Source organism: Bacterioplanes sp. CLAM21 (assembly GCF_059641015.1).
The window spans coordinates 3,193,955-3,209,467 of sequence record NZ_CM184929.1 but is presented as its reverse complement, the minus strand read 5'-3'; the positions used below and the strand labels follow the sequence as shown (position 1 = coordinate 3,209,467).

Here is a 15,513-nt window from a genome sequence, read left to right as displayed (position 1 = left end):
GTCATCCAAACCGGATTTTTAGTCGTTCAAAAGCCTGAGTAATGGCCCTGAATTGTACAGGGTCACCACCGCGGTCGGGATGATAACGCATCGCTAAACGCTTGTATTGCAAACGAACTTGTTGCTGGCTGGCATTGTCTGGCAGTTCTAATAACGCCAAGTCAGCCTGGACTTGCGGCGCGGCGACAAAACGTTGCCAAAAGCCATTAAGCATTTGCTCAATGTCGGCACGCTCGGTCTGTAAATTGTTTAAATCTAAGTAATACTCAGCCAGAGGGTCGTGGCTGTGCAGCGCTTGGCTGGTGTGTGCTGCTGCTTGCCAGGGCTGTTTTTGGATCTGTAGTGGGCTGATGTGCAAATCGGCCTGTTGCTGGCTGCGCCAATGCTGTTGCAGCTGATACAGACAGTGCATCACGACAAAATGACAGCGAAACAAACCCAGCGAATCTCGCAGTGATCCTGGTGCCAGTACCTCTTGTTGTTGCAGCTGGCGGATTAGTTCATGCTCACTGTAGGCTTGGCCATCGTCGAGCTGTTGCTCAATGCATTGTCGCAGCGCTGTCAGGCTGGAGTGAAGATCAAAGTCCATGTGCAGACCATAGCAGTTGTTATGGTGTAGGTCAGTGATTGTTAGTGCTTTTGCTCGGGGTCGGTTTCATCCAACAGTGGGCGAGCGAACTGAGGTAGATAGCGCCGCGTGCGTTGTACCTGATCTGAGCATTTGGGATATCGTTGGCGCAAGCTGCGTAACTGATGTTTTAGCTGTGGCAATACGCTGATCAAAACGGATAAGCCTATGATGATGAGTATCAATCCAAATGGAATTGGCATGGGCATAATGATCAGGCCGGAGACCACCAGAATGAATCCCAGCATCAATCGCACACTGCGTTGAATCATAAAAGGCTAACCACTGGCTGCTGACAGACTTGCTCTCTATTGAGCTAAGTCGTTAAATCTTGATTATCAACCCAATTGATTGCGAATACATGACTCGATTATGAGCACCAAGCCACTGCCCAAGCGGGCACATCTGATCACACCGGAAGGTGAGCAAGCGTTAAAAGATGAACATGACTTTCTTTGGCGGGTGGAACGGCCGCGGGTGACGCAGCAAGTATCCGATGCTGCCAAGCTTGGAGATCGCTCTGAAAATGCCGAATACATCTATGGTAAAAAACGTTTGCGCCAGATCGATAGCCGAGTGCGCTTCTTGCGCAAACGGCTTGAACAAGTGAGCGTGGTCGAACGTCAGCCCAGTGACGTCAGTAAGGTGTATTTTGGCGCCTGGATTGAGCTAGAAGATGATGACGGAGAGCTATTGCGTTATCGCATTGTCGGCGAAGATGAGCTAGATCTGGCTCGTGGCTATATCAGTGTTGATGCTCCATTGGCGCGTGGCTTGCTTGGCAAACAACAAGGTGATGACGTTGAGCTGACCTTGCCCAAGGGACGGATGGAGTATTACATCAAAACCGTGCTCTACAGCATGCCTGAGTGGGACCCTGGCAGACAAAGCCAGAGTCGCTGGGTCGAAGATTAGGGAGAGACTATGAGGTTGCGCACTGTATTGCTTAGCATGTTATTGAGCGTGAACGCGATGGCGCAGCCGCAGCCTGGAGATGAGCAACTAAAAGCTCTGTATAAGTTGCCGGTATGGATTGCCGAAAGTCAGCGCGTTTGCCCTTGGAAAACCGAAGCGGCAGAGGGCTATGTGCGCATTATTCGTACCGAGCAATTAGGGCAGCACAGGTTATTTTTGCAATGGATTCGCAAAGGCATCGCAGGCGGCCCGACAGAAGCTGTATCTACCGTGGCCGTCAGCCAATTGGAAAGTCAGTTTCAGGTGCGTACTCAGCTGCCAAAGCCGAACAAGCCGGGCAGCTGTGAGTTGTATGCGCTAGCAGAAGACATTCATAGCGAGCGACGCTACGAAATGTTTTACCAGCTGAGCCAGAGTCAACCGGGCCACTATCAGTTAGATGTGGTTCATAAGCTGCGCACTGGCAGCTGATCAGTCCAGATTCACCACGTCTAAGCGAGTAAACAGGTGGGTTTTATCCTGCTTTTGTTGCAGCTGCTCAAAATCAAACAGTTGTCTATCGCCCAGTTGTGACGGGGCAACGTTACAAACAGCGGCAAAAATATTTTCGCTGCGCCCCGGTTGCTGACGCTCCCAATCCTGCAGCATTTGTTTGATGTTTTGACGCTGTAAATTCTCTTGTGAGCCACACAGGTTGCAAGGAATGATGGGAAATTCTTTGGCTTGGGCAAAGGCTTCGATGTCTTTTTCTTTGCAGTAGGCCAACGGGCGAATCAGCACATGCTTTTGATCGTCGCTTAACAGCTTAGGAGGCATGGCTTTCAGTTTGCCGCCGTGGAACATATTCAAAAACAGGGTTTCGATAATGTCGTCTCTGTGATGGCCAAGGGCGATCTTATTGGCACCAATGCTTTCTGCAAAGCCATAGAGGGTACCACGGCGTAGGCGTGAGCACAGACCGCAGGTGGTTTTGCCCTCTGGCACCACTTCTTTAACGATGCTGTAGGTGTCTTTTTCGACGATGTAATAAGGCACACCTAGCTGTTCTAAGTACTCGGGCAGAATGTGCTCAGGAAAACCAGGCTGCTTTTGGTCCATATTGACCGCGACCAGTTCAAACGACACCGGTGCACTTTTTTGCAGACTCAGCAAAATATCCAGCATGGTGTACGAATCTTTGCCGCCGGAGAGGCAAACCATCACCTTATCGCCTTCTTCGATCATGCAATAATCGTCGATGGCTTTGCCAACGTTACGGCGCAGGCGTTTTTGCAGTTTGTTGAATTCGGTGCGGGCTTTGCGTTCAGCGGCGTCAATAGTCATGGAGCACTTGGATTAGAAAGTGAACAGGGCGCGCATTCTATCTAAGTTCGCTGCAGTCGTCAGCAGCGCCGTGATTAAGCGGCGTGCTGACCGGCTTGCAATACCGATAGATATTGATGGGCAAAGGCGTCAAGACTGACTTGGCTGCCACGATGATAAAAGCGCTTCCAAGCCCGTGCTAGGGCAGTAGGGGAAGGGCTGTCTTCCAATTGAAATCTATGATTTCGCAAGTAGATCAGCGCAGCTATCGCCGTTGCATACGACAAGTTGGTGGTTAGCTCAGCATGGGGATGACGCAGAAAATCATGCTGACTGGCCAAACCACGCACTGTGCTGGCCAGTTCCGGATGGTGAACCAGATAGCGATCCCATACGTTACGATGGGTGCGACTACTGATTTGATAGATGCCGAGACCGCGTTGATGTGTCGCGTGAATATGTTGTCCCATATCAGATTCTTGCGCTGCTGTTGCTAATAACAGTTGCTCCAGCGGTGCAGACCAACAATCCATTGTCTTTAACGTTGGCTCAATCACCCAACGTCTCAGCTCGTTGGCACAAATACCCATTGTTTACCTCCCGGCCACTACAATGTCGCCGCACACCAAACATAGATCAGGTAAGCGTGTCTTTCCTGCGAACTGACGCAAATAATGCGTCAAAACAGGAAACACTTAGCCAAGAAACAGCAGGTTTTGTGCCACAGTGCACACAATGGTTAGTACTTTAGGGCCTGTTAACGCTATTTAGCTCTTTGCTAAAGCAAGTCAGTTTTTTGAGGCATGAGAGGCATGGTTTAACGGGTTAAATAAGCAACGAATAACGCGAGTCAGGGAAAAACGAACGCCAGCCCTTCGGGGTATGGCTGAAAATCCCTCAATCTGTGTTGCTCATCCTTCATTTAACTCGTTAAACATCAGTCTTCGCGCCTTGATTGAGGGCTTTTCAGTTCATAACAGCGTGATCGCCATAGTGTTAAACCGGCCCTAGTTGTGCTCGCAGGGTTCGCTGTCGTCGATTCCCGCCAGTTCGTTCAAGGTGGTCTGATCTTGCAGGATCACTTCTTTGCCCTGGGTTTCGATCAGGCCATTTTTCTGGAAGCGGGTAAATACCCGGCTGATGGTTTCCACCGCCAAGCCTAGATAGTTACTGATATCCACCCGTGACATGGGCAGACGGAAGTGGGTCGCGGAAAAACCACGGCGGGCATAGCGCTGAGAGATATCGAGCAAAAATGACGCAACACGCTCTTCAGCATTTTTCTTACTGAGCAGCAGCATCATGTTTTGATCGTGGCGAATTTCTGTGCCCATGGTGCGCATCAGCTGACGGCGTAAGTCGGGCAGTTCATCGGCCAACGATTCCAGCTGCGTCAGTGGAATTTCACAGACGGTTGTGGTTTCTAGCGCTTTGGCCGTTAGTGGGTACTCACCATTGTCGTAGCCCGCCAAGCCAATCAGCTCAGAAGCCAGATGGAAACCGGTAATTTGCTCTTCACCATTGCTGGCCAGCGAGTAGGTTTTTAATGCGCCGGTGCGAACGGCAAAAACGGATTGAAACGGCTCACCTTGTTGAAACAACAGCTGCCCTTTTTGAATCGGGCGTCCGCGGCGAATAATGTCGTCCAAGCGTTCCATGTCGGTATCACTGAGTGACAGCGGCAAGCACAGTGCATTCAACGAACAAGTTTGACAATGGGGCTGACTGCCGCGCAGCGGCGTGTTGGAGATCGCGGATGGTTTCATCGGTGAGGCCTCGGAAAAGCGCTCAATCCCATGGGATTGACTAATGATAATGCTGCCAATGGTCGGCCTGAGCACTGCATCTGTCAAGTCATGGCATGGATAATTTCTGCCATGCCCATGGCTGCTAAAGGTTTTCCAACAGGCTCAATTATCTGGTGCCTAGTGATGGCCAAGCCAGACAGACACCAGGGTCCAGCCGCCGTACAGTATTAACAGGGAGCCCGAAGCACGCCGCAGCCAGGTTTGTTGAATTAGTTGCATCAACGCGGATGCAGCTAGGGTGCCGGTCAGCATGGCTGGCAGGGTGCCGATGCCAAAGGCCAACATCGCCAGGGCGCCATTCAGTGGATCGGCATTGGCTGCAACCCAGCTTAAGGTGCTGTAAATCAGTCCGCAGGGCAGCCAGCCCCACAACATGCCTAATAACCAGCGGTCGATCAGTTCGTGGCTGCCGATTAACGAGCGAGTGAGTGGTTGCAGATGTCGCCACAGTCCTTGTCCGAGCTGCTCTAGTCGCTTTAGCCATAAAGCCCAGCGAGCGATATAGAGCCCCATCAGAATAAGCAATACCCCCGCCAGGCTGCGCAGCGCGATCATGAGCCACTGGTGCTGACTTTGCAGCCACAGACCGGCAGCACTGACTAACGCACCCGCCACAGCATAACTGCAGATTCGCCCGGCATTAAACACCAGCGCGCCGCTGAAACGCTGTTGTTGCATACGGCTTCCCATGGAGGCAGCGATGCCACCACACATGACTAAACAATGGCTGGCACCAAACAGCCCCAGCAACAGGGCAGTGATCAGCGATAATGGCTCAATCACTGTCCTTTTCCTGCTTTATTGGCTGGCCTGGCTTACGCTCTGGCTCGTCATCGTCAAACAGGATCTTGTGTGCGGGGGATTCCATATCATCGAACTGACCGCTGCGGACCGCCCAGAAGAAAATGGCGATAGCACCGCCCAGTAACACCAGCGACAAGGGCACCAGTACGTAAATGATGTCCATAGTTATCCTCTGTTGTGGCGCACCAGCCGCAATGCATTGGTAACGACCAGTAGCGAGCTAAATGACATGCCGATGGCCGCCGCCCAGGGAGGCACCAATCCAGCAGCGGCCACGGGCAGGGCAATCAGGTTATAGCCCAAGGCCCAGCCAATGTTTTGGCGAATGATGCGACGAGTCAGATGGGCTCGGTTCAGTGCTTGTAGAATAATGTTCAGGTTGCCATTGGTCAGCATGCAGTCGGCATTGGTTTTCGCCAAATCACTGGCATCATTGACGGCTAACGATAAATCCGCGCCAGCCAGCACGGGCACGTCATTGATGCCATCACCGACCATGAGCACATGCTCACCTTGCTGCTGCCAGCGGCGAACCGCCTGCAACTTATCGTCCGGTGACTGGCCAATGGCAACATCGTCGATGCCCAGGCTGCTTGCCAGTTGCAAGCCGCTGGGGCTCGGATCACCCGTTAATAAGGCTACGTTCAGCCCTTGTTGCTGTAGGCCTTGAATTAATGGTTGGGCTGATTTTCTGACGCTGTCATTTAATAACACCCAGGCTTGAGGCACCCAGTCACAGCTTAATAACAGCCACTGGCCGTCATCTTCACTGGGCGTGGGTAATGCCTGCCGGCTGGCAAACTGGCTGTGACCAAAGCGCCAGCAGTGACCGTTCAATGATCCTTGAATGCCTTCGCCAGCAGTTTGCTCAACATCTTTGACCTCGGTTGCCTTGAGGTGCTTAAAGGCGTGGGCAATGGGATGGGTGGAGTGGCGCTCTAAGCCGGCAATAATGGCTAAGCAGGTATCAGCGTCTCGCTCGGTTAGCGGCTGGCACTGTGCTAAGGTCAAACGCCCCAGTGTCAGGGTGCCGGTTTTATCAAATACCAAGCGCGTAATGTGGGTCATGCTCTCTAATGCATGGCCCTTACTGATTAATAAGCCTGATTCGCGTAGTGCTGCCGTCGCGGCAGTCAGTGCTGTCGGTGTCGCCAGCGACAGTGCACAAGGGCAGGTGACGACCAATACCGACAAGGCAATAAAGAAGGCGTGTGGATTGCCTTGCCACCACCAGTAGCCCGCCACACTGGCCGAGATCAGCAATACGGCCACCACAAAGTAGCTGGCGACACGATCGGCCAACAACGCAATGGCGGGTTTTTCTTGTTGCGCTCGATCCATCAAGCGCATGATGGTGGATAGCTGAGCTTCTGCCCCCGTAGCCCGAACGCGCATAGTGAGTGGACTTTCGACGTTAAACGTACCGCCGATAACCGCATCACCGGGTTGTTTTTTTACCGGCAGATATTCGCCGGTCAGTGCCGCTTCGTCGACTGAGCTGCGACCGTCCAGCACCACGCCATCGGCGGGAATCGCCTGGCCGGGTTTTAGTAGTAGCTCATCGCCGAGTTGAATATCCTGCGTAGCAACCACCTCTTCTTGGCCATCACGTAGACGAATGGCGACGGTCGGTAACAGCGTCATCAGATTGTTGCCGGCTTGCCCCATGCGATGACGGGCACGCATTTCCAAAAAGCGCCCCAACAGCAAGAAAAAAGTGAACATGCAAACCGAATCAAAGTACACCTCGACGCCTTGATTCAGGGTGCTCCAAATACTGGCGCTAAAGGCCAGGATTATGGCCAGCGATACCGGCACATCCATGGTCAAGTGGCGGCTGCGAAGGTCTCGCAGGGCGGCGTCAAAAAAGGGCCTGGCGCTAAACAGTACCACTGGCAGGGTGAGCAGCAGTGCAGCAATGCGCATAAAGTTTTCGTATTGCAGCTCCATGCCGACATACATAGGCACTGAGATCATCATAACCTGCATCATGCCAATACCAGCCACGGCGAGACGACGAATGGCCTGACGGCTTTCTCGTTTGCGCTGGGCTTCTTGTTCGGTGGCCGAGAAAGGGGCTGGCTGATAGCCAAGACGAGCAATGGCTTCCATCAGTTGTGACAGCTGTTGCTGCTGCGATTGCCAGCGCAGGTTTAATCTATGGTTGGACAGATTTAAGCTGACGGCATCAACGCCATCGAGCTGTTTTAATCTGTGTTCAATCAGCCAGCCACAGGCGGCGCAGCTGATGCCTTCAATGATCAGTGTGGCTTCGAGTTGCTCTCCGTGTTGCACCACAAATTGCTGCTGCATGGCACTGGAGTCATAAATTTGCAGCGCTTCGCGGGCGGCAAGGTCACCGTTGTCCTGTTGAGAAGGCGACAACTCGGGCAAGTCGGTGCGGTGTTTGTAATAGTCTTTCAGGCCGCTGGCAACAATGGTCTCGGCCACGGCTTTGCAGCCAGGACAGCACATCGGCTGCAGCTGGCCGTCGATCACTGTGGCCCAGCGCTGGCCATCGTCGGTGTGCTCGCCGCAATGGTAGCAGCATAGCTGTGTGTCAGCTTGGCTCATTGGTAGCTTAGCGAGATGACCTGTTTAGGCTCAATTAAGGCCGTATGGCGAATCTGCCAGCCTTGCTCTGGGCTACTGAGCCACATACGTCGGCGCTCAGCTACAGCCAGTTCGTTAACACCGGCGTAGTTGCCGTCTGGCATGCGCTGCAGAAACACAGTCAGATCGCGCTCTTCCAGCGTGGGATGGATCAGTTGCAGCTGCAACGTATTGGGGTATTCATCGAAGTAGCCATGCAGTTCGAGGCGAACTTCATCTTTGTCAAAACGCACCTCGGCAGTGACCTGTAAGCGTTTGGCTGCCTCAAAGGCATGTTGGTTTTCGGTGTAGCTCACGCCATCTTTGTAGTAGCTATCGCTGACCAGCGAGTCCTTGCTTTTTAACGCCAAGGTCAACATGACGCCGCCCCAGGCAACGGCCACCAGTGGGATGCCAACGATCAGCAGCATCATGGGTTCTTTGTACCAACGGCTGGGTGAGGACTGTGATTCGGGTTTCATACTGAACTCAGCAACATCTGACGGGAATTTGGGCTTTAAAAAGCCGCACAAGTGTAATCATTTGCACGGCCAGGCTCCAGCAACAATATGTCAGCGAGGGTGGATCACTGACGGGGGGCAATAAAGCGGCTTTTTTCGCGTGCGACTTCCTCGCCCGTGGCTTTGTCGACCACCACAAACTCGATCAAGGTTTTGCTGCCATCGAGCTGGGCGGCTTTCGGGTCTACTTCCAGCGTTAATGACAACTCTTGCACCCGGTTAACCGGAATCAAGTATTCAGTGTCGACATCCATATGGATGCCCTCAATGCCCTCCACCGACAGCAAATACGTCTGCGGTTGCTGGGTCATGTTCATCAGTTTCACGGTGTAATAATTTTCCACCGTGTCATTTGGGGTGACTTGATACAGGCTGCCGCGGTCTCGTTCAATGTCGAGTTCAAATGGCGTGCGAGTCAGCATGGCATAGAAAAATCCGCCAATCATCAACGCCAATAAAGAGGCATAGCCAATCAAACGCGGACGAATAAAGTGAGTGGTTTGTCCTTCAAGCTCATTTTCAGTGGTATAGCGAATCAAGCCTTTGGGCTGATTGAGCTTTTCCATAATGGAGTCGCAGGCATCGATACATAACGCACAGCCAATGCATTGGTATTGCAAACCATCGCGAATATCAATGCCGGTTGGGCATACCTGCACGCACAAGGAGCAATCAACACAGGAACCTAGCGTTGCTTGCTGTTCTGCATCGCTGGCTTTTTTGCTGCGCTTACCTCGTGGCTCACCGCGGTTGAAGTCGTATGATACGGCCAGGGTGTCGCGGTCATACATCACTGATTGAAAGCGCGCATACGGGCACATATAAATGCACACTTGCTCGCGCATCCAGCCAGCATTGATGTAGGTAGCGGCGGTGAAAAAGAAGATCCAGAATGCAGCCCAGCCACTGATGTTGAGGGCAAAAATATCGGGCACCAGTTCACGAATGGGGGCGAAGTAACCAACAAAGGTGACACCAGTCCATACAGCCACCACCAGCCAAGCCAGATGTTTAATGGCTTTTTTGCGAAACTTGCTGGCACTCATGGGCTCTTTATCCAGCTTTATGCGCTGGTTACGTGAGCCTTCGGCACGCTCTTCGATCCACATAAATAAAAATGACCAGGCCGACTGTGGGCAGGTATAACCACACCAGACCCGGCCAGCCATATTGGTAATGGTGAACAGTCCGTAGGCACAAATGATGAGTAGGGTCGACAACAAGATAAAGTCTTGTGGCCAGAAGGTGGCGCCAAAAATGTGAAACTGCCGTGCTGGCAGATCAAAGAGCACCGCTTGGCGACCGCCCCAGCTGATCCAAGCGGTGCCGTAATAAGCCAACATCAATGCCCACAAGGAATAGGTGCGGATTTTCTGAAACAGCCCGTGTACCTCGCGTACATATATCTTTTCGCGCTTCTGGTACATGGACTGGGGTTCAGGAGTCACGTTTTTGACCGGGATGTGATCACTCATAGCTGCAAACCACCTTGTGTCGGCTGTGATGCGTGTACGGCGTTTCTGAAGGTCGAAAGGACGGCTAACGCTGTGAATATAACGCGTTGATTATATAGTCTTATCTGGTGCGAAATAATGAAAAAAGCGGCTAAAAAGCCGCTTTTTTCATCTTTGTTGTCATAGCTCAACAGATAACTCAGTTGAGCTGAGGCCGTTTATTTCTTTTGTGACAAAGAATAAACGTAGGCCGAAACAACATGGATTTTCTGCTCGGTATTGGTATCCCAAATGTCACCGAATGCTGGCATGCGACCATTACGACCGTTTTTCAGCGTGAAGGTGATGTCTTTGGTCGAACCACCATACAGCCAAACGTCATCGGTCAAGTTCGGTGCACCAACCATCTGGTTGCCTTTACCGTCAGCGCCGTGGCAAGCCATGCACAGCATTTGATACTTAGGCGCTGCACGATCAGCTGCGGCATTGTCATGATCCAAACCAGACAAGCTGCGTACGTATTGGGTCATGTCGGCCACGCCGTCATCTCCCAGGGCGCTATGCCAAGCGGGCATGGCTGCTTGGCGACCATGGGTAATGGTTTGCACAATGTTTTCCGGTGCGCCGCCGTACAACCAGTCGCCGTCGGTCAAGTTCGGGAAGCCACGTGCGCCTTTGGCCGTGGTACCGTGGCAGACAGAACAATTGCTCTTGAACAGACGCTGACCCGTTTGCATGGCTTCTTCGTTATGAATCAGCTCGGCAATGGGAGTTTCTGCGTACTCGTTATACAGTGGTGCGATTTTCTCTTCGAGGCTTTGTACTTCGGCCTTCCACTGGTTTTGAGAACTCCAGGCGACTTCCTGACCATCAACTTTTACTGTCAGCACGCCTTTGATATTACCAAAGCCATACACCACCAAGTAGGCGAGGGCAAACACGATGGTGGCCCAGAACATCATCACCCACCAACGTGGCAGTGGATTGTCCAGTTCTTGAATGCCATCGTAGGCGTGACCAGTGGTCTCATCGGTTTCTTCTTTGCGTTGGCCGCGGCTGGTGTACTGAATCAGTAACCCGCAGCCAGCGATGGAACCCAGTGTGATCACCATGATCCATATTTGCCAGAATGAATCTAACATAACTTATTTACTCCGATCGTTATCGTCGTGCGCTGGCATTTCGTCGTTGTCGAGAAATGGAATTTCAGCATCGTCTTCAAAGCGCTTTCTGCGGCTTGAGCCATACGCCCACCAGAAAATTCCGGCAAAAGCGATCAGAGCAAAGATGGAGCCGAGGCCGCGCACGTCGTTAATGTCCATAGGGTTACCGTTTAGTAATCACTGTGCCCAGCTGCTGTAGGTAAGCAACCAGAGCCTCGATTTCAGGCTTGCCGTCAACGGCTTCCTTCGCACCTTCGATGTCCTCTTCGGTGTAAGGAACGCCGACCATGCGCAGTGCCTTCATCTTCTTCGGTGTATCACGACCATCGACTGTGTTCTCAAACAGCCACGGATACGATGGCATGATGGACTCAGGTACTACGTCGCGCGGGTTGTACATGTGAGCACGATGCCATTCATCTGAATAGCGACCACCCAAGCGCGCCAGGTCAGGACCGGTACGCTTTGAGCCCCACAGGAATGGGTGCTCATAAACAGATTCGCCCGATACGGAGTAAGGACCGTAGCGTTCTGTTTCTGCGCGGAAAGGACGCACCATTTGTGTGTGACACACGTGGCAGCCTTCACGAATATAGATGTCACGGCCTTCCAGCTGCAGCGCATTTAAAGGCTTCAGGCCTTCAGCGGGCTCAGTGGTGTCGTCGTGGAAAAACAGTGGAACAATTTCCACCATACCGCCCCAGCTCAGTGCGATGACAATCATCACCACCATCAGCGGCAAACTGCGTTCAATATCGTCGTGCTTAATCATTGTCTGCTACTCCTTACGCCTGAGCCGGTACCGCGTGCGCGGCTTCTTTATTGGCGGTACGTACAGTCATGTAGACGTTATAGGCCATGATCAACATGCCCAGTAGGAACAGAGCCCCGCCGATAACACGCACGACATAACCACCGTGAGAAGCTTCTACTGATTCAACAAAGCTGTAAGTCAAGGTGCCGTCGGCATTGACTGCGCGCCACATCAGACCTTGCATTATGCCGTTTACCCACATCGCAGCGATGTACAGTACGGTACCAATGGTAGATAACCAGAAGTGCACGTTAATCAGAGAGTTGGAGTACATTTCACCGGCTTTGCGGCCAAACATAACTGGGATTAGGTGATACAGAGCACCAATAGAAACCATGGCAACCCAGCCCAATGCGCCTGAGTGAACGTGACCAATGGTCCAGTCGGTGTTGTGCGACAAGGCATTGACCGTCTTGATTGACATCATCGGACCTTCAAAGGTCGACATGCCATAGAACGACAGAGAAACCACCAGGAAGCGCAAGATAGGATCGTTGCGCAGTTTATGCCAAGCACCCGACAGCGTCATCATACCGTTGATCATGCCACCCCAGCTGGGTGCTAACAGGATCAAAGACATTACCATACCCGCAGTTTGTGCCCAGTCTGGTAGTGCGGAATAGTGCAAGTGGTGACCACCCGCCCATACATAGATAGAAATCAGTGCCCAGAAGTGCACGATCGACAGACGGTAAGAATACACCGGACGACCCGCTTGCTTGGGTACAAAATAATACATGATGCCGAGGAAGCCTGCGGTCAGGAAGAAACCAACGGCGTTATGGCCCCACCACCACTGCACCATGGCGTCGACGGTACCGGCGTAAACCGAATACGCTTTAAACATGGATACCGGTACAGCCAGGTTGTTACCAATGTACAAAATGGCAACCATGATCATGAAGGCAGCAAAGAACCAGTTAGCAACATAGATGTGGGCTTCTTTGCGTTTGGCGACGGTGCCGAGGAAGTTGATCACATAAGACACCCAGACCAGCGCTACAGCAATATCGATGGGCCATTCCAGCTCAGCGTATTCTTTGGCCGAGGTGAAGCCCATCGGCAAAGTGATCGCTGCTGCGACAATGATGGCGTTCCACCCCCAGAAGGTAAATGAAGCCAGCGTGTCCGAGAACAGGCGAGTACGGCAGGTTCGCTGCACAATATAGTAGGAGGTGGCGAACAAGGCGCTACCGCCAAATGCGAAAATAACCGCGTTGGTGTGCAGCGGACGTAAACGTCCAAAAGACAACCAAGGGGTATCAAAGTTCAGTGCAGGCCAGGCCAGCTGAGCGGCGATTAAAACACCAACCGCCATACCGACTATGCCCCAAACTACAGTCATGACGGCAAATTGTCTTACCACCTTGTAGTTGTACTCGGGATGGTCAAATGCTGTGCTCATGATCAGATTCCATTTAACAGCGAGGATTGAGGGTTAAAAAACGGTGCGACATTATCCCGGCAGGGCCCGCTATTTGCAACGCCATGCCAGCCAAACACCTTAAATAACATGGGGTTAACCTATGTTATTGAAGGCACTACAGGTTCTTTTTCAGAGTCTCTGGGGTTTTCAGGGATTCTTTGCTCGCCTTTGGCACCTTCTACCCATTGCCGGCGGCTGCAAATGCTGGCAATGGATAGATGCATCATAGTAGCCGCGTCATGCAAGATATTGATGCAGAGCAAGAACACGGTGCTTGGGTCTTTCTGAGACATTGGAATGAGCTCTGAGTGTATGATGTGCGGCGACATCGCCACTCAAACATCGCGCTTGCACATCAACTCAACGGACAGCTATGACAGACTCTCGTATTATTCTTGGCCCAGACAATGGCCCTTTGCTTATCCTGGCCCATGGCGCCGGGGCCGACAGTCGTAGCGATTTTATGCAGTATATGGCTGAGCACCTTGCTGGCCAGGGCATACAAGTATGGCGCTTTGACTTTCCTTACATGCAAAAGCGCCAACTAGATGGCAAAAAGCGCCCACCGGATCGTGCCGACAAGTTGCTGCAGGCTATGTCTCGGCAAATAGAACAAGCCGGCAGGCCTTGCATCATTGCTGGCAAATCTATGGGAGGGCGTATTGCTTCCATGCTGGCGCATACTCCGCCTTTACAGCCCGCTGTTAAAGGTTGTGTCTGTCTGGGATATCCGTTTCACCCGCTGGGTAAACCCGAGCGTTTGCGCATAGACCATCTGCAATCGTTGCAGGTGCCACAATTCATTATCCAGGGTGAGCGCGACCCGATGGGTAATCAAACGGAAGTGGCTGGTTATTCGCTCGCCTCAGGAGTGCAGTGGTTGTGGCTGGCCGATGGGGATCACGATTTTAAACCACGTAAAGCCAGTGGTCTAACTCAGCAACAACACTGGATAACTGCGGCCGAGGCAGTAGGTGCTTTTGTTAAGCAGCAATTGGATGGATAAGAATCGGTTGGCTTAACGCCAACCATGAAAAAAAACGTTGAGCCAGTGCTCTGCGGGTGTGAGTTCGTCGTCTTCGCTGTCGTGCTTGTCCTTTTGACGCTGACGCAATTCCTCGCTGCGCTCATGACTAAGCTGTTGCGAAGCTAATAACGAGTGCATGGCGTCGACAGGCGGTTGACGGGTTGGAGACAGTTTCATAAATACCTCCCACTGATACAGTCATTTATGCCAACTCAGGGAGAATTGACCGGGTGCGTACTCTTTATCTTAGACGCTTTTTGTCCACCATTGCTGTCTGTTTTTGGAAAAGACCGCTTTGTCGACATTACCAGGGCAGTGTGCTGCCATCCCAAAATAGCAATTTGCCATGCTGTTGAGCGCTTAACTGCTCCATTAACGCAGTTAATCGCTGTGCGGTTTGCTTTGAACTGTACAGCTTTTGCGCAGGAATATTGCGCTGAAATGGCCTTGATAGCTGAGTGTCGGTTGTGCCCGGGTGAACGGCGGTAACAATGCTTTCGGGGCTTTTTCGGCTCCATTCGATGGCCAGGTTTTTGATTAGCATATTGAGCGCCGCTTTGCTCATGCGATAGCTATACCAGCCGCCTAAACCATTATCTCCAATGCTGCCGACTTTGGCTGATAACGACATCCATCGCAACGGTCGACTGGCCGATACCTTGGCATCCAGGGCCTGGGCCAGGTGAACGTGTGTGAGAACATTAATATCGATGCTGTGTAGCAACCAATCGCGATGTAATGAGCGCAACGACTTTTCGGGTTGCTGCTGTTCACTGTGCAATACGCCTGTACAAGCGAACACCTGTGCTATGCGGTAGGGCGCCAGTGCTTGTTCCAGCGTGCTGACACAACTCGGCTCGCTCAGGTCGATTTGAATATGCTGCCAGGGGTGCTCTGGTTGGTAATCGAGGCTTGGCCGCGGTTGTCGAGACAAACTGATTACCGGGCCACATTGTAGTTGCTGGTGCAGCAACGCCTGACCAATGCCGCCTGCTGTCGCACTGATAAGGGTGTAAGCCGATGGGCTATTCATGGCCAAAGACTCCTTCTCTTATTCCA

At 52.2% G+C, this 15,513-nt stretch carries 19 protein-coding genes; 3 read left to right on the top strand and 16 right to left on the bottom strand.

Going from position 1 to position 15,513, the window contains the following annotated elements; translation table 11 throughout:
• Position 1: 1 nt before the first annotated feature.
• Both AC55FS_RS14600 and AC55FS_RS14595 read right to left on the bottom strand, forming a co-directional pair.
• Positions 2-589, bottom strand: a complete 588-nt coding sequence (locus AC55FS_RS14600) for a DNA-J related domain-containing protein (protein WP_496932992.1) — start codon at positions 587-589, stop codon at positions 2-4.
• 41 nt (positions 590-630) lie between these two features.
• Entirely contained in the window at positions 631-900 is a 270-nt protein-coding gene (locus AC55FS_RS14595; protein WP_496932991.1) for a PGPGW domain-containing protein, read from the bottom strand.
• 100 nt (positions 901-1,000) lie between these two features.
• On the opposite strand from AC55FS_RS14595, the gene greB reads away from it, so the two are divergent.
• Complete coding sequence (gene greB / locus AC55FS_RS14590) at positions 1,001-1,543, top strand: transcription elongation factor GreB (RefSeq protein ID WP_496932990.1); 543 nt, start codon at positions 1,001-1,003, stop codon at positions 1,541-1,543.
• Positions 1,544-1,552: 9 nt separating this feature from the next.
• Positions 1,553-2,014: a hypothetical protein gene (locus AC55FS_RS14585; protein ID WP_496932989.1), complete on the top strand. Its 462-nt coding sequence runs from the start codon at positions 1,553-1,555 to the stop codon at positions 2,012-2,014.
• Here AC55FS_RS14585 and ttcA read toward each other — a convergent pair whose 3' ends face one another.
• The 12 genes from ttcA to ccoN form a co-directional block, all read right to left on the bottom strand.
• On the bottom strand, positions 2,015-2,866 hold the full coding sequence (ttcA, locus tag AC55FS_RS14580) for a tRNA 2-thiocytidine(32) synthetase TtcA (RefSeq protein WP_496932988.1): 852 nt from the start codon (positions 2,864-2,866) through the stop codon (positions 2,015-2,017).
• 74 nt (positions 2,867-2,940) lie between these two features.
• Positions 2,941-3,435 carry a hypothetical protein gene (locus AC55FS_RS14575; RefSeq protein ID WP_496932987.1) on the bottom strand — a complete coding sequence of 165 codons (495 nt, stop codon included), beginning with the start codon at positions 3,433-3,435 and terminating at the stop codon, positions 2,941-2,943.
• 417 nt (positions 3,436-3,852) lie between these two features.
• A complete protein-coding gene (gene fnr / locus AC55FS_RS14570) occupies positions 3,853-4,611 on the bottom strand; it encodes a fumarate/nitrate reduction transcriptional regulator Fnr (protein ID WP_496932986.1) in 759 nt (252 codons plus the stop codon).
• A 159-nt stretch (positions 4,612-4,770) separates the two neighbouring features.
• Positions 4,771-5,436: a sulfite exporter TauE/SafE family protein gene (locus AC55FS_RS14565; RefSeq protein ID WP_496932985.1), complete on the bottom strand. Its 666-nt coding sequence runs from the start codon at positions 5,434-5,436 to the stop codon at positions 4,771-4,773.
• The gene (gene ccoS / locus AC55FS_RS14560) at positions 5,429-5,620 is read right to left on the bottom strand and encodes a cbb3-type cytochrome oxidase assembly protein CcoS (RefSeq protein ID WP_496932984.1); all 192 of its coding nucleotides are present in this window, start codon (positions 5,618-5,620) and stop codon (positions 5,429-5,431) included. The genes AC55FS_RS14565 and ccoS overlap by 8 nt, the downstream gene beginning before the upstream one ends.
• 2 nt (positions 5,621-5,622) lie before the next feature.
• Positions 5,623-8,031 (bottom strand): heavy metal translocating P-type ATPase, encoded by a 2,409-nt coding sequence (locus AC55FS_RS14555; RefSeq protein WP_496932983.1) that lies wholly within the window; start codon positions 8,029-8,031, stop codon positions 5,623-5,625.
• Positions 8,028-8,531, bottom strand: coding sequence for a FixH family protein (locus tag AC55FS_RS14550; protein ID WP_496932982.1), 504 nt, complete (start codon positions 8,529-8,531; stop codon positions 8,028-8,030). Before AC55FS_RS14550 ends, AC55FS_RS14555 begins: the two co-directional genes overlap by 4 nt.
• A 104-nt stretch (positions 8,532-8,635) precedes the next feature.
• A complete protein-coding gene (gene ccoG, locus AC55FS_RS14545; protein ID WP_496932981.1) occupies positions 8,636-10,045 on the bottom strand; it encodes a cytochrome c oxidase accessory protein CcoG in 1,410 nt (469 codons plus the stop codon).
• Positions 10,046-10,242: 197 nt separating this feature from the next.
• Positions 10,243-11,166, bottom strand: a complete 924-nt coding sequence (gene ccoP, locus AC55FS_RS14540) for a cytochrome-c oxidase, cbb3-type subunit III (protein ID WP_496932980.1) — start codon at positions 11,164-11,166, stop codon at positions 10,243-10,245.
• A 3-nt stretch (positions 11,167-11,169) separates the two neighbouring features.
• Positions 11,170-11,346 (bottom strand): cbb3-type cytochrome oxidase subunit 3, encoded by a 177-nt coding sequence (locus tag AC55FS_RS14535; protein ID WP_496932979.1) that lies wholly within the window; start codon positions 11,344-11,346, stop codon positions 11,170-11,172.
• A 4-nt stretch (positions 11,347-11,350) separates the two neighbouring features.
• Positions 11,351-11,920, bottom strand: coding sequence for a cytochrome-c oxidase, cbb3-type subunit II (gene ccoO / locus AC55FS_RS14530; RefSeq protein ID WP_496935976.1), 570 nt, complete (start codon positions 11,918-11,920; stop codon positions 11,351-11,353).
• 52 nt (positions 11,921-11,972) lie between these two features.
• Entirely contained in the window at positions 11,973-13,406 is a 1,434-nt protein-coding gene (gene ccoN, locus AC55FS_RS14525) for a cytochrome-c oxidase, cbb3-type subunit I (RefSeq protein WP_496932978.1), read from the bottom strand.
• A gap of 394 nt (positions 13,407-13,800) precedes the next feature.
• Between ccoN and AC55FS_RS14520 the strand changes: the two genes are divergently transcribed.
• Positions 13,801-14,433, top strand: a complete 633-nt coding sequence (locus tag AC55FS_RS14520; protein WP_496932977.1) for an alpha/beta fold hydrolase — start codon at positions 13,801-13,803, stop codon at positions 14,431-14,433.
• 12 nt (positions 14,434-14,445) lie between these two features.
• Here the strand turns inward: AC55FS_RS14520 and AC55FS_RS14515 are convergent, their stop codons facing one another.
• Entirely contained in the window at positions 14,446-14,631 is a 186-nt protein-coding gene (locus AC55FS_RS14515) for a hypothetical protein (RefSeq protein WP_496932976.1), read from the bottom strand.
• Positions 14,632-14,758: 127 nt separating this feature from the next.
• Positions 14,759-15,487 (bottom strand): SDR family NAD(P)-dependent oxidoreductase, encoded by a 729-nt coding sequence (locus AC55FS_RS14510; protein WP_496932975.1) that lies wholly within the window; start codon positions 15,485-15,487, stop codon positions 14,759-14,761.
• Positions 15,488-15,513: the final 26 nt, after the last annotated feature.